This is a genomic window from Variovorax sp. AC103 (genome assembly GCF_979254005.1).
This window is the reverse complement of the sequence record NZ_CEEDFC010000015.1, coordinates 139231-152767: the sequence shown is the minus strand read 5'-3', so window position 1 is coordinate 152767 and position 13537 is coordinate 139231. Positions and strand designations below refer to the sequence as shown.

14 protein-coding genes are annotated in these 13537 nt (G+C 67.9%); 5 read left to right on the top strand and 9 right to left on the bottom strand.

Annotated features, from left to right (window positions below; all coding sequences use genetic code 11):
* Positions 1 to 15: 15 nt before the first annotated feature.
* Genes AC0IYU_RS21850 through AC0IYU_RS21830 form a run of 5 tightly spaced genes read right to left on the bottom strand, consistent with a single transcriptional unit; the run spans position 16 to position 5058 of the window.
* Positions 16 to 828, bottom strand: coding sequence for an alpha/beta hydrolase (locus tag AC0IYU_RS21850; RefSeq protein WP_472120991.1), 813 nt, complete (start codon positions 826 to 828; stop codon positions 16 to 18).
* A gap of 5 nt (positions 829 to 833) precedes the next feature.
* On the bottom strand, positions 834 to 1673 hold the full coding sequence (locus tag AC0IYU_RS21845) for a proteasome-type protease (protein WP_116912950.1): 840 nt from the start codon (positions 1671 to 1673) through the stop codon (positions 834 to 836).
* A gap of 28 nt (positions 1674 to 1701) precedes the next feature.
* Positions 1702 to 4359 (bottom strand): DNA mismatch repair protein MutS, encoded by a 2658-nt coding sequence (mutS, locus tag AC0IYU_RS21840; protein WP_472120988.1) that lies wholly within the window; start codon positions 4357 to 4359, stop codon positions 1702 to 1704.
* Positions 4360 to 4387: 28 nt separating this feature from the next.
* Entirely contained in the window at positions 4388 to 4720 is a 333-nt protein-coding gene (locus tag AC0IYU_RS21835; protein ID WP_472120986.1) for a helix-turn-helix domain-containing protein, read from the bottom strand.
* 2 nt (positions 4721 to 4722) lie between these two features.
* The gene (locus tag AC0IYU_RS21830) at positions 4723 to 5058 is read right to left on the bottom strand and encodes a type II toxin-antitoxin system RelE/ParE family toxin (RefSeq protein ID WP_472120983.1); all 336 of its coding nucleotides are present in this window, start codon (positions 5056 to 5058) and stop codon (positions 4723 to 4725) included.
* A gap of 286 nt (positions 5059 to 5344) precedes the next feature.
* Here AC0IYU_RS21830 and AC0IYU_RS21825 point away from each other — a divergent pair, with 286 nt between their 5' ends.
* The 4 genes from AC0IYU_RS21825 (at position 5345) to AC0IYU_RS21810 (ending at position 9073) form a co-directional block, all read left to right on the top strand.
* Complete coding sequence (locus AC0IYU_RS21825) at positions 5345 to 5974, top strand: hypothetical protein (protein ID WP_472120980.1); 630 nt, start codon at positions 5345 to 5347, stop codon at positions 5972 to 5974.
* A 49-nt stretch (positions 5975 to 6023) separates the two neighbouring features.
* Positions 6024 to 7001: a magnesium and cobalt transport protein CorA gene (locus AC0IYU_RS21820; protein ID WP_472120976.1), complete on the top strand. Its 978-nt coding sequence runs from the start codon at positions 6024 to 6026 to the stop codon at positions 6999 to 7001.
* A gap of 66 nt (positions 7002 to 7067) precedes the next feature.
* On the top strand, positions 7068 to 7544 hold the full coding sequence (locus AC0IYU_RS21815; RefSeq protein ID WP_472120973.1) for a MarR family winged helix-turn-helix transcriptional regulator: 477 nt from the start codon (positions 7068 to 7070) through the stop codon (positions 7542 to 7544).
* Positions 7541 to 9073, top strand: a complete 1533-nt coding sequence (locus tag AC0IYU_RS21810; RefSeq protein WP_472120970.1) for a DHA2 family efflux MFS transporter permease subunit — start codon at positions 7541 to 7543, stop codon at positions 9071 to 9073. The genes AC0IYU_RS21815 and AC0IYU_RS21810 overlap by 4 nt, the downstream gene beginning before the upstream one ends.
* A 134-nt stretch (positions 9074 to 9207) precedes the next feature.
* Here AC0IYU_RS21810 and AC0IYU_RS21805 read toward each other — a convergent pair whose 3' ends face one another.
* From AC0IYU_RS21805 to AC0IYU_RS21795, 3 genes are all read right to left on the bottom strand, one after another.
* Complete coding sequence (locus tag AC0IYU_RS21805; RefSeq protein ID WP_472120967.1) at positions 9208 to 10047, bottom strand: siderophore-interacting protein; 840 nt, start codon at positions 10045 to 10047, stop codon at positions 9208 to 9210.
* Positions 10048 to 10102: 55 nt separating this feature from the next.
* Positions 10103 to 10681 (bottom strand): PadR family transcriptional regulator, encoded by a 579-nt coding sequence (locus tag AC0IYU_RS21800; protein ID WP_472120964.1) that lies wholly within the window; start codon positions 10679 to 10681, stop codon positions 10103 to 10105.
* 103 nt (positions 10682 to 10784) lie between these two features.
* Positions 10785 to 11939 (bottom strand): FAD-dependent oxidoreductase, encoded by a 1155-nt coding sequence (locus tag AC0IYU_RS21795; RefSeq protein ID WP_472120961.1) that lies wholly within the window; start codon positions 11937 to 11939, stop codon positions 10785 to 10787.
* 70 nt (positions 11940 to 12009) lie between these two features.
* Between AC0IYU_RS21795 and AC0IYU_RS21790 the strand changes: the two genes are divergently transcribed.
* Entirely contained in the window at positions 12010 to 12447 is a 438-nt protein-coding gene (locus tag AC0IYU_RS21790; protein ID WP_435436533.1) for a MarR family winged helix-turn-helix transcriptional regulator, read from the top strand.
* 157 nt (positions 12448 to 12604) lie between these two features.
* Here AC0IYU_RS21790 and AC0IYU_RS21785 read toward each other — a convergent pair whose 3' ends face one another.
* The gene (locus AC0IYU_RS21785; RefSeq protein ID WP_435436534.1) at positions 12605 to 13498 is read right to left on the bottom strand and encodes a LysR family transcriptional regulator; all 894 of its coding nucleotides are present in this window, start codon (positions 13496 to 13498) and stop codon (positions 12605 to 12607) included.
* Positions 13499 to 13537 lie beyond the last annotated feature (39 nt).

Genomic DNA, 13537 nt, shown 5'->3' with positions numbered 1-13537 from the left:
CGTGGCCGCCGCGGTTCAGAGCAGGTTGCGCAGCGCGGCCTCGATGGCCGCGGCGGTGGCCAGCGGCTTTTCCATCGGGAACAGGTGCGTGCCGTCCAGCATGGCGATGCGGCCCTTGGTGACGAGCTGCGTCATCGCCATGCCCACGCGCTTCATCTCGGCCGACTGCCGCCCGCCGATGAAGGCGGCCTTGCACTTGAGCGGGTGCGCGCGCAGCAATGCGCCCAGGTTGTGGGGCAGGGTGTTGTAGATGGCGGTTTCCACGTCGCGGTCGAAGCTCAGCTCGCGGCCTTCTTCACCGCCCTTGTCGCCGTCGAAGGTGCCGTGGTCGATGTAGTCGTGCAGCACCTGCTCGTCCCACTTCGCAAAGGCCTTCTTGCTGCGGAAATGCGCGAACACCGCCTCGCGGTGCTCCCAGCTGTTGCGGCGCTTGCGGCTGATGGCGCCCGGCGAAATGCTCTTCATGAGCGGCGTGCGCTTGACCACGTTGAGCGTGTTCGCGCGCCAGCCGCCGAGGATGGGCGAGTCGACCAGCACCACGCCGCGCGCCAGTTCGGGGTGGCGTGCCGCGCACATCAGGCTCAGGAAGCCGCCCAGGGAATGGCCGACGAGGAACACCGGGCCGCCCGCGCGGTCGGCACGGGCCTTGGCGAAGTCGGCCAGCTGCTGCACCAGGTGCGGCCAGTTGTCGGTGACGGGGTACTTCGGGTCGTGCCCGAATTTCTCGATGGCGTCGACCTCGAAGCCGCGGTTGCGCAGGCTGTCGAGAACGACGCGGTAAGTGCTGGCGGGAAAGCTGTTGCCGTGCGAGAAAACGACGGGTGGCACGGGGTTCAGATGAGCTTTTCGTCGGGGGTCGAGATCTTGCGCAGCGCGCCGTGGCGCGTGGCCGGCATCTTCAGCGGATGCTCGGTATGGCTGTCGTCCCACACCGGGTCCTCGATGCTGTCGAACACCTCGCGCAGCTTCTGGCCCCAGCTGTTGTGCATCATGCGGTAGTAGGGGTTGTCGGCGTCGATGCAGATCACGCGGTCGGTCTCGAGCTTGTTGGCCTCGTACACCACCAGGTCCAGCGGCAGGCCGACCGAGAGGTTTGACTTCATGGTCGAGTCCATCGACACCAGCGCGCACTTGGCGGCCTCGTCCAGCGGGGTCTCGGGCGTGAGCACGCGGTCGAGCACGGGCTTGCCGTACTTCGACTCGCCGACCTGGAAGTAGGGCGTCTCGGTGGTGGCTTCGATGAAGTTGCCGGCCGCATAGACCAGGAACAGGCGCATGCCCTCGCCCTTGACCTGTCCGCCGAAGATGAAGGACACGTTGAAGTCGAGCCCCGCATGCTTGAGCGCCTCGGCGTCGCGGTCGTACACATGGCGCACCGCCGAGCCCAGCACGCGGGCGGCGTCGAACATGCTCTTGGCGTTCCAGATGGTGATGGGCTCGCCCGGCGTGCCGTCTTCGCGGGTTTCGCGCAGCTCCTCGATCTGCAGGATTTCGCGCACCGACTGCGAAATGCTGAGGTTGCCCGAGGACAGCAGCACCATCACGCGGTCGCCCGGCTGTTCGTAGACGATCATCTTGCGGAAGGTGCTGATGTGGTCCACGCCCGCATTGGTGCGCGAGTCGGACAGGAACACCAGGCCGGCGTTGAGTTTGATGCCTACGCAATAAGTCATGAGTTCGTCTCGCATGAACAGTGCCCGGTCAGCCGGCGGCCTGTTCGCGTTGGTTCAATTTTTGAAGGGCGTACAAGGCGTCGAGTGCCTCGCGCGGGCTCATGGTGTCGGGGTCTAGCGCAGCCAGGGCGGATTCTACGGCGCTGGCCAGGGGCGTCTGGGCCACCGGGGGCGGTGCGAACAGGTCGACCTGCGCACGCGTTTGTGCATGCTGCGATTCGAGGGCTTCCAGCGCCTGCCGTGCGTGGTTGACCACCGCCGCGGGCATGCCCGCGAGCCGCGCCACCTGGATCCCGTAGCTCTTGCTGGCCGGGCCGGGCTGCATTTCATGCAAAAACACGATGTCGCGGCCTGCTTCGGTGGCGCTCACGTGCATGTTCACCGCACCGTGGTGCGTGGCGGGGAACTCGGTCAGCTCGAAGTAGTGGGTCGCGAACAGCGTGAAGGCCTTGCTGCGGTCGTGCAACTGCGCCGCGATGCCCGCGGCCAGCGCCAGGCCGTCGAAAGTGCTGGTGCCGCGGCCGATTTCGTCCATCAGCACCAGCGACTGCGCCGTGGCGCTGTGCAGTATCTGCGCGGCCTCGGTCATCTCTAGCATGAAGGTCGACTGCGCATTGGCCAGGTCGTCCGCCGCGCCGATGCGGGTATGAATGGCGTCGATCGGCCCCAGCCGGCAGGCCGCCGCCGGCACGTGCGAGCCGATGGAGGCCAGCAGCACGATGATCGCCACCTGCCGCATGTACGTCGATTTACCGCCCATGTTGGGGCCGGTGATGACCTGCATGCGTTGCTGCGGGCCCAGTTGCGTGTCGTTGGCGATGAAGCCGCCCGACGACTTTTCGGCCAGCCGGGCTTCCACCACCGGATGGCGGCCCTGCTGGATCTCGATGCAGGGGTGCGACACGAAGACCGGCGCGCGCCAGTGCAGCGTGTGCGAGCGCTCGGCCAGCGCGCACAGCGCGTCGAGCGAGGCGATGCCGACGGCCAGTTGCGTGAGCGCGGGCACCGAGGGCTGCAGCGCGTCGAGCAGCTGTTCGTAGAGCCACTTCTCGCGGGCCAGCGCGCGGTCTTGCGCGCTCAGGGCCTTGTCCTCGAAGGCTTTCAGTTCGGGCGTGATGAAGCGCTCGGCGTTCTTCAGCGTCTGGCGGCGGCGGTAGTTGTCGGGCACCTTCGACAGCGCGCTTTGCGTCACCTCGATGTAGAAGCCGTGCACCCGGTTGAACTGCACCCGCAGGTTGCTGATGCCGGTGCGCTCGCGCTCGCTGATTTCGAGCTTCAGCAAGAAGTCGTCGCAGTTGTCGCTGATGGCGCGCAGTTCGTCGAGCTCGGCGTCGTGGCCGGTGGCGATCACGCCGCCATCGCGCACCAGCGCGGACGGGTCAGGCTTGATGGCGCTCACCAGCAGGTCGGCGCAGCCGGGCGGCGGTGCCAGCCGCTCGGCGATGCGGGCGAGCAGCGGGGCGGACGCGGGAAGGATCGGCGCCAGCTGCTCGGCCTTGGCCAGCGCCAGGCGCAGCGCCAGCAGTTCGCGCGGGCGCACCTGCCGCAGTGCGATGCGCGCCGCGATGCGTTCCACGTCGCTGGTGTTCTTCAGTTGCTCGCGCAGTGAGCGCCAGGGCGCGGACGTGCCGTTCAGCACCGTGGACTGCAGCGCGCCGATGGCTTCGAGCCGGGCCTGCGCTTCGCTGCGGTCGCGGCGCGGCGACAGCAGCCAGCGCTTCAGCAGGCGGCTGCCCATGCCCGTCATGCAGGTGTCGAGCAGCGAGAACATGGTGGGCGAGTCTTCGCCGCGCAGCGTCTGCACCAGCTCGAGGTTGCGCCGCGTGGTGGGCGGCAGCTCGATCAGATCGCCGTCGCGCTCCACCGACAGGCGCTGTACGTGCGAGAGCGCGCGGCCCTGCGTGTGCTCGGCGTAGCCCAGCAGCGCGGCGGCCGCGGCATGCGCGTTGGTCAGCGATTCGGCGTTCCAGGCGGCCAGGCTGTTGCTGCCCATCTGCTCGCTGAGCTTGCGTTCGCCCAGGCCGCCGTCGAACTGCCACGCCGGGCGGATCGACAGCGTGAAGGGCGTGGCGCTGCGCGCGGCCTTCAGGCGCTGCTCGAAGGCGGGGGTGACCTCGGCGCTGTAGAGCAGTTCGCTGGGCGCGATGCGCGCGATCCAGGCTTCGAGCGCATCGGCCGGGCACTCGGCCAGCCGCAGCTCGGCGCCCGTCACGCTGAGCCAGGCCAACCCGCAGAAATTGCGCGTGCCGGCGTGCACCGCGAGCAGCAGCGATTCGCTCTTGTCGCTGAGCAGTTCGGAGTCGGTCAGCGTGCCGGGCGTGACCACGCGCATCACCTTGCGCTCGACCGGGCCCTTGCTCGCGCCGACCTCGCCCACCTGCTCGCAGATGGCGACCGATTCCCCCAGCTTGATGAGCCGCGCGAGGTAGGTATCGACCGCATGGAAGGGCACGCCGCACATCACGACCGGCTGGCCGGCCGACTGGCCGCGCTGCGTGAGGGTGATGTCGAGCAGGCGCGCGGCCTTTTCGGCGTCGGCCCAGAACAGCTCGTAGAAGTCGCCCATCCGGTAGAACAGCAGGGTGTCCGGGTGGTCGGCCTTGAGGCCGAGGTACTGCGCCATCATGGGCGTGTGCCCGGAAAAGTCGCTGGTCGTGGGGGAGGGTTGGGCAGTCGTCGTTTTCACTCGGGCGATTATCGGGGACGGTCGCAGCTCAGCCGATGACCAGCTTGACTGGCTTGCCGATGCGACTGAGCATCTCGACCAGCGTGTCGATGGTGAACTTGGCTGTCTTCCTGTTCACCACGTCAGAAACCCGAGGGCGGGAGACCATCAGGATGTCGGCCGCTTCGGCTTGCTTCAGGTGATGCTCCGAGATCCAGCTCGACAACTCCTCCATGAGTTGCTGTTTCAGCAGCCGCGTATCGGTGATCTGCTTTTGCGATGCTGCCTGCAGGCGCTTGGCCTCCGCGGGCGGAAAGCCCAACTCGAGGAAGAGGTTGGCGCCAGGCTTGGTGACGTGATTGATTGCTGTGTCGGTCTTCATGGTCATTTCTTCCTCGTCTTGATCACCGCCCGATAGCGTGCCTGTGCGATCGCCTTGTCCTGCTGACTGGTCGCCTGTGTTTTCTTCTGGAAACAATGCAGGACATAAATGGCTTCCTCGAACATGGCCACGTACATCACGCGGTAGATGCCGCTCGGGTCCCTGAGCCGGATTTCCCGCGTGCCGGAACCCACGTCATTGAACGGCTTCCAGTCCGTCGGGTCCTGCCCGGCCTGGACCTTGCCCAATTCGAAACCGGCTGCGCGGCGCGCTTCCACGGGGAATGACAGCAGATCCGCATAAGAAGAGCCTGCCCAGCGGATTTCCTTTTCGTCCATCCATGCGCCTGTGTGTATAAGATTTTATACGCGAAGCCGGATGCGCCATCGCGCAACGACTCCCCTGATTCCGCATTGTTCGCAAGGTCCGGATGCTTTTGCTTCGGGCGGCACGATCTCGATGCCGACGGTCGTGAACTTTGCGGCATATCGAACCCCGATCAATTGCCGTGGCCTGCGAGAACTGCCGCAACCTCGCCGACATTCCGGCCCGCCGGCCCATTCGACGCGCAGCCACCGCTCTAAAATCCGCCAGCGCGACCCCCGCGTGAAGAACAAGGCGCCCATGGCCCAGCTGAACGAATCCAAAGGCCCTGAAGCGGTCGCCACCGCGCTGCCAGACAGCGCCACCGTCTCCGCCGAACTTGCCGCGCTGTACCTGTGCATGTCGCCGGCCCAGCTCGCGGATCTGCGCAAGTCGAAGCGGCCCGACGGGCGCGCGGGCAACAGCGCCAGCGTGATCCGGCCCGTGGAAGGCGGCGCGGCCGGGGCACACCAGCCGGTGCGCTACCAGCTCGGCGCCTTGCGCGACTTTGCGAAGGCGAACGCCGCACCCTCCGCCTTCGACACTGCGTCCAACGCCGGCATGCAGGGCTGGGCGTCCGCCAAGCTGCCTTTCTTCGCTGAGCTCGAGCCGCGCGTGAAGCGGGGCCGTCGCGTGATCATCGGCGGCGCCTGGGACCGGGCGGACCCCCTGCGCGAGAAGCGCTTCATGGACCTGGCGCAGGGCCGCATCCGCTTCACGTCGCTCACCTGCTTCGAAGCCGCGACCAGCCTGTGGGCCGACACGGCAAGCCACGCCGCGCTGGCCGACAAGGGCCTGGCCCTGCTCCGGAGCGAGACGCAGGCCATAGAGGCGGCGCTGGCGGACACCGGCGCGCTGGCAGCCAGGTCGAGCGCCGACACTGCGAGCTGACCCCGCCTGCAGGCATTTCCCCAACCCCTGTGAATTTTTCGGAGCCCCCATGCTGATCAACTGCGTGGCCTATGAAAACGGCGCCAAGCTCGCCGACATTTCGGTCGAGGACATCAGCGACTACATCAGCCGGCCCGGTTGCTTCGTGTGGGTGGCGCTGAGCGACGCCTCCGACGAAGAACTGGAAGAGATGCAGAAGGAATTCAACCTGCATCCGCTGGCGGTCGAGGACGCCCACCACGGCCACCAGCGCCCGAAGGTGGAGGAATACGGCGACTCGCTCTTCGTGGTCATGCACCTGGTGGAGCCCTCGGCCGAGGGCGAGCACTGCACCAACGTGGGCGAGGTCGACGTGTTCGTCGGCGCGAACTACGTGCTGTCGGTGCGCAACCGCAGCAAGCAAGGCTTTCTGGGCGTGCGCGAGCGCTGCGAGCGCGAGCCCGACCTGCTGCGCAACGGCGCGGGCTTCGTGCTGTATGCGCTGATGGACGCGGTGGTCGACCGCTACTTTCCGGTGATCGACGCGCTCGAGGTGGAGCTGGAAGCCATCGAGCAGCAGATCTTCGGCCAGGGCGGCGTGGCACGCGACAAGATCAAGCAGCTGTACGACCTGAAGCGGCGCAGCATGATCCTGAAGCGCGCGGTGGCGCCGCTGCTGGAGGCGGCCGGCAAGATGCACGGCGGGCGGGTGCCGCAGATCTGCATGAGCTCGCAGGAATACTTTCGCGACGTGGGCGACCACCTGGGGCGCATCAACGGCTCCATCGACGCGATGCGCGACACCATCGGCACGGCCATTTCAGTGAACCTGTCGATGGTGACCATCGAGGAGAGCGAGGTCACCAAGCGGCTCGCGGCCTGGGCCAGCATCTTCGCGGTGTGCACCGCGTTCGCCGGCATCTGGGGCATGAATTTCGAGAACATGCCGGAGCTGAAATTCCACTACGGCTACCCGGTGGCGCTGGGCCTGATCGCCGCCACCTGCGGCTATCTTTATTACCGGTTCAGGCGCGCCGGCTGGCTTTGACAACTGCCACATCGCCGCGCCGTTGCTAATGCCAAACTAATAAACATGTAGATAATCCAGTCCCTTATGAAAAGGGACTTCACCCAGCGTTTCGGCTTTCTCGTCAAGAGCGTCGGAAAGCTCTACATCGAAGAGTTCGACCGCCTGGCGCGCGAACGCATCGGCCTTACCAGCGCGCAGTGCCGCCTGCTGGGCGCATTGGCCATGCACGGCGACCCGGACGAGGTCGAGCCGCTGTCGCAGGCCGAACTGGCGCAGCGACTCGACCTGACACCGATGGCGGTGGCCGGGCTGTGCGACCGCATGGCCGCGGCCGGCTGGATCCGCCGCGAGCCCAGCGCCACCGACCGCCGCGTCAACAAGATCCACCTGGAGCCCAGCGCCGAGAAGGCGCTCGACGCCGCGCTGAGCATCAGCGACGGGCTCAATGCCCGTGTGATGTCGGTGCTGACGCAGGCCGAACGGCTGCAGTTGCTGGGCCTGCTGGGCAAGGTGCACGGCAGCCTGGTGGACATCACCTCCGGCGGAGGGAGCAAGCCATGAGCGTCGCCCCCGGAACCACCGTGCCGCACAAGGGGATGATCACCATCTCGATCATGCTGGCGACCATCATGCAGGCGCTGGACACCACCATCGCCAACGTCGCCCTGCCGCACATGCAGGGCAGCCTGCAGGCCTCGCAGGACCAGATCACCTGGGTGCTCACCTCGTACATCGTGGCCTCGGCCATCGCATTGCCGCTCACGGGGTGGCTGTGCGGCCACTGGGGCCGGCGGCGCGTGTTCATCATCTCGGTCATCGGCTTCACGGTGGCCTCGGCGCTGTGCGGGCTGGCGACCTCGCTGGTCGGCATCGTGGCCGCGCGGCTGCTGCAGGGCGTGTTCGGCGCGGCGCTGGTGCCGCTGTCGCAGGCGGTGTTGCTGGACATCAACCCGCGCGAGAAGGTGGGCCAGGCCATGGCCATCTGGGGCGCGGGCATCATGGTCGGGCCCATCCTCGGGCCGCTGCTGGGCGGCTGGCTCACCGAGAACTTCGACTGGCGCTGGGTGTTCTTCATCAACCTGCCGGTGGGCATCGTCGCGTTCTGGGGCATTGCGCGCTACCTGCCCGAGAGCCGGCCGCAGGGCGAGAAGCTCGACATCTTCGGCTTCGTCACGCTGAGCCTGGCCATCGGCATGCTGCAGCTCTTTCTGGACCGCGGCGAGCAGCTCGACTGGTTCGACTCGTGGGAAATCAAGCTCGAGGCCGCCGCCGCGCTGGTGGCCTTCGGCTTCTTCGTGGTCCACACCTGGACGGTGCAGGGCGTGTCGTTCTTCGACCGCGACCTGCTGAAAGACCGCAACTTCGTCACCGGCCTGCTGTTCGCGTTCATCGTCGGCATGATCCTGTTCGCCACCATGGCGCTGCTGCCCAACTTCCTGCAGGGGCTGATGGGCTATCCGGTGATCTACACCGGGGAAGTGACCGCGCCGCGGGGCGTGGGCACGATGATCGCGATGATCATCGTGGGCCGGCTGGTGCAGCGCATCGACGTGCGCGCGATCATGGCGGTGGGCTTCGGGCTCACGGCGTTCTCGCTCTACCAGATGACGCGGCTCACGCTGCAGATGGACAGCAGCCTGATCATCATGTCGGGCTTCATCCAGGGCCTGGGCATCGGCTTCACCTTCGTACCGCTGTCGACCGCCACCTTCGCCACGCTGGCGCCGCGGCTGCGCAACCAGGGCACGCCCATCTTCAGCCTGCTGCGCAACATCGGCAGCAGCGTGGGCATCTCGATCGTGCAGGCGCTGCTGACCGAAGGATCGAGCAAGGCGCATGCGCAGATTGCGTCGACCGTGGCGCCGGGCAATCCGGCGCTGGCGACGCTGCCGCAGATGATGTCGCCCGACACGATGACGGGGCTGGCGCTGATCAACGCCGAGGTGACGCGCCAGGGCGCGCTGATCGGCTACCTGGACGACTTCGGGATCATGATGGTCATCACGGTGCTGGCGATTCCGCTGCTGCTGCTGATCAAGAGCCCGAGGCGAAACGCGGCGGCGTCGGGGCCGGCGGAAGTGCCGCACTGAGTTTGCATGTCTCCCTCCCCCGCTGGGGGAGGGTAGGGGTGGGGGCACGACGGCCTATGCGCCATCAGCTGCTTATCGAACGCCGCTTGCCCCCATCCCGGCCTTCCCCCAGAGGGGGAAGGAGCAAGACCGAATTACTCGTCGTGCGAATCGTGCGTGGCCGCCGCACCCTTGCGCCAGTACCCCGAGGCGCGCGTCCACTTCGGGTTCGCGCCGCGCTCGCCCACCAGGTGCGCGCGCAGCGCCTTGGCGATGGCCGACTCGCAACCCACCCACGCATGGAAGTCGCCGGCCGGCAGCGTCGCCGCCTTCAGCGCATCGACCAGCACGGGGCTCGTGCCCGGCTCGGCGCCGCGGCGGTGCACCCATTGCAGCGTGAGCTCGGCCTGCGTCTCGAACAGCAGTTCATCGGCCTCGCTGTCGACCTCCGCCAGCACCACCGCGCGCGCACCGGCGGGCAGTTCGGCCAGTCGGCGCGAGATGGCGGGCAGGGCGGTGTCGTCGCCGATCAGCAGGTGCCAGTCGAAGGCGGTCGGCACGATGAACGAGCCGCGCGGGCCGCCCACGCCGAGGACGTCGCCGGGCCTGGCCTGCTCTGCCCATTGCGTGGCGGGGCCGGCGTCGTGCAGCGCGAAGTCGATCTCCAGCGTGCCGGCCTGCGCGTCGTGGCGGCGCGGCGTGTAGTCGCGCATGGTCGGGCGGCCGCTCGCGGGCCACACCGGGCCGTCGGGGCCGGCGGTCGGCAGCGTGAGCTTGCCGGTGGCGGCGTCGGGAAAGAAGATCTTCGCGTGGTCGTCGAAGCCGGGGCTGCTGAAGCCCGCGAGGTCGTCGCCCGCGAGCGTGATGCGGATCAGGTGCGGCGTCACGCGCTCGGCGGTCTTCACCGTGAGCTGGCGAAAGCGCAGGTCGTGGCGCACCCGGCGCGGTGTGCGGTCGGGGGCGGTGGGAGCAGATGAGGTACTGAGGTCAGTCATTGCAGAGGTCCTGGGTGAGCAGGGCGGGTTGAGATGGGGGTGGGAGAGCGGGCGTTCAGATCTTTTCGATCTGCTGCGCCGCGCTGTCGAGCACGGCCGCGAAGTCGTGTGCCTGCTGCTCGGTCAGCGGCGTGCCCGACAGGCGCATGCGCATCGCGAGCTTGAGGTTCTCGATGGCGCGCGTGACCTGCGGCGGGCGTCCGCCGCGCGGGCCGGCGCCGTCGACGCCGCCGCTCATGCGGGACATCATGGCGTCGGCCGTCTCGCGGTTGGCCGCCAGGAATTCCTGGCCGCTGTCGGTGATGCTGTAGCGCTTGCGCCCGCCGTTGTCGGCGGTTTCCACGCTGAGGTAGCCCATTTCCTCGAGCAGCGTGAGGGTGGGGTAGACCACGCCGGGGCTCGGCGCGTAGCTGCCGCCGAGGCGGTCTTCGATGGCCTTGATCAGCTCGTAGCCGTGGGCCGGCTTGTCGGCGATGAGCTGCAGCAGCACGAAGCGCAGGCCGCCGTGGCCGAACACCCGTCCGCCACCGCCGCCGCCGCGTCCGCCACGGTGTCCGCGGCCGCCGGAAAGGCCGTCTTCATGTTCGCCGCGGGCGGTGCGGCAGTGGTGATGGTCGAGGTGGAAATGTCTCATGGTGGGTATCCTTCTTGATGTGTATCGGAATTATTTTAGATATATCTAAAATAAAGTCAAATCTATACATGAAAGACGACCCGGGTGCCCGGAAGCAGGGCCTTCAGACGGCCCCGGCCCTGCGGGTGTTGTGCGCGTGCATGTGCTCCAGCGTCAATGCCTCGCCGATGTGCGACAACTGCACGGCGGCGGCCTCGGCGGAGCCTTCCGCGGCTTCTTCCACGCGTTCGAACATCTGCATTTCGTAAGTGGCCACCGCTGCGGCCCAGTCGTTCTTCGCGGCAAGCAGCGTGGCCAGTTCGGCCGCATCGCGCATTGCGGCGTTCACGCCTTCGCCGCCGAAGGGCGACATCAGGTGCGCCGCGTCGCCGAGCAGCGTCAGCCCGCGCCGGTGCGTCCAGCAATGGCCAACCGGCAGCGCGTGGATGGGCCGCGCCACGAACTGGTCGTTGCTGGCGCGAAAGAGGTCGGTGACGGCATCGGCATAGCCCGCGAACTCCGCGAGCAGGGCGTTGCGCACGGCGGCGGGCGAGGCGAAGTCGAAGCGCTTCGCGGCCCAGTCCGGCGGCACACGGAAGATGCCGTAGCCGCGGATGTGCGCATGGCCGTTGCGCTGCGCAACGATCATCTTGCCGTCGCCCTGCACATCGAGCTTGCCGCGGCCAACCAGCCGTGCAAGCGCCGGATGGCTGCGGTCGACGTCGTCGATGCCAAACTCGATGAAGGTCAGCCCGCTGTACTGCGGCTTGTACGGCGACAGCAGCGGCCGCAGGCGCGACCAGGCACCGTCCGCACCGACGACCAGGTCGAACGGGCCCGCCTCGCCGTGGGTGAGCAGCAGGTTCCAGCGTCCGCCGTCCTGCAGCCGTGCGTCGCGCAGCGCGCAGCCCCATTGCACGCAGCCGGCCGGCAGCGAGGCCAGCAGCATGTCGCGCAGCGCCGTGCGGTCGACCTCGGGGCGGTTGCCGGCGGAGGCATCGGGCGCTTCGAACAGCACGCGGCCCGACTTGTCGAGCAACCGAGATCCCTGGTCGTCGTAGCGCGCGATGCGCAGGAACTCGCGGTCGAGCCCGGCGCGTTGCAGGGCCAGCAGGCCAGAGTCTTCGTGCAGGTCGAGCGTGCCGCCCTGGGGCCGCACGAGCGGGCCGTCTTCGCGTTCGAAGACGGTGGCATGGATGCCGGACAGATGAAGGATGCGCGCCAGCGTGAGTCCGCCGGGACCGGCGCCGACGATGGCGATGCGTGGGGAGGCAGGCATTCGGATTCCTCGATAATGATAGGTTCCTATTCATATTAGCATAGGAGGCTATGAAGATAGAATGCCGCACATGACCGACACCCACGCCCCCAACCCCCTGAAGCTCATCGGCCGTGTGACGCGCGGTTTCACGCGCCTGGCCGACGGCGGCCTGCGCGAGTTCGGCTTCGCGGTGGGGCAGCTGCCGGTGCTGGTGTCGCTCAAGCAGCGCAAGGCGCTGTCGCAGGCCGAGCTGGCGCGCATCGCGCAGGTCGAGCAGCCCAGCATGGCGCAGCTGCTCGCCCGCATGGAGCGCGACGGCCTGGTCGAGCGCGTGCCCGATCCGCAGGACGGCCGCAGCCGCCTCATCTCGCTCACCCCGCTGGCCGCCCGGCGCCTGCCGAAGGCCAAGGCGCTGATGGATGCGCACACGCAAGACGCGCTGGCGGGTTTCTCTCAGGCGGAGATCGAACAGCTGACGGCGTTGCTGCAGCGGCTCGACGCAAACGTCGAGCGCATGAGCGCATAGCCGCACTGCCTTGCTACCACGCCAGCCCGACCAGGCCCAAGACCCTGCCGCCGCAGCCGCGGGCCACCATCGGTGAACTGCTCACCGCCAAGGGCCTGGGTGACCTGGCCGGTGCGCTCCTGAGCGCCACCGGGCGCCCCACGCACCCGCGGCGCTTTCACGCGGGCGGCTGCTCCAGCACGCTCTCCTGAAAGCGCTGCGCCGCCGAGGTCTGGCCTCCGGGCGGCAACGCCAGCGCAATGCCGATGGCCGTCTGCGCGCCCGGCCCGGCGAGCTTCTTGAAGACGATGTTGCGCGCCACATGCCGCGCCGCGACCGAGGGCACCAGCGCCACGCCCAGGCCGCTTTCCACCAGGCTGATGAGCGTCTGCACCTGCACCGCCTCCTGCTGCACGTTGGGAATGAAGCCCGCCTGCTGGCAGGCCAGCAATGCCGCGGCATGCAGGCCCGGCACCTCCATGGCGCCGTACATCACGAAGGTTTCCTGCGCCAGGTCGGCCAGCGTGAGCCGCCGGCGCCGCGCCAGCGGGTGATCCACCGACAGCGCCGCCATGAACACGTCGCGCTCGACGGGGAAGATGCGCGCCTTGCACGCCCGCCCGATGGGAAAACGCACCAGCCCCACGTCGACGTCGCCGCTTTCCACCATCTCGACGATGCGCGCGGTGGTCGATTCGGCCAACTGCAGGTGCACGCCCGGATAGCGCGCCCTGAAGCTCGGCAGCACGCGCGGCATCAGCGCATAGGTGGCCGAGCCGACGAAGCCCACGCGCAGCGTGCCGGCCTCGCCGCGCGAGGCGGCCTGCGCGGCCAGCGCGAACTGCTCGGTGTGGAACACTGCGCGCCGCGCGTTTTCCAGCGCGGCCGCGCCGGCCGGCGTGAGCTCGGTGCCGCGCCGGTTGCGCACGAACAGCGGCACGCCCACCTGTTCTTCGAGCCGCCGTATGGAGGCCGACAGCGGCGGCTGCGCCATGTGAAGCCGTTCGGCCGCGCGGTGGAAGTTGAGCGTTTCGGCCAGGGCGAGAAAGTGGCGAAGCTGGCGTGTGTCCATGATCTCCAAAAGGTATCACAGAGCGGGAATTTGATATTG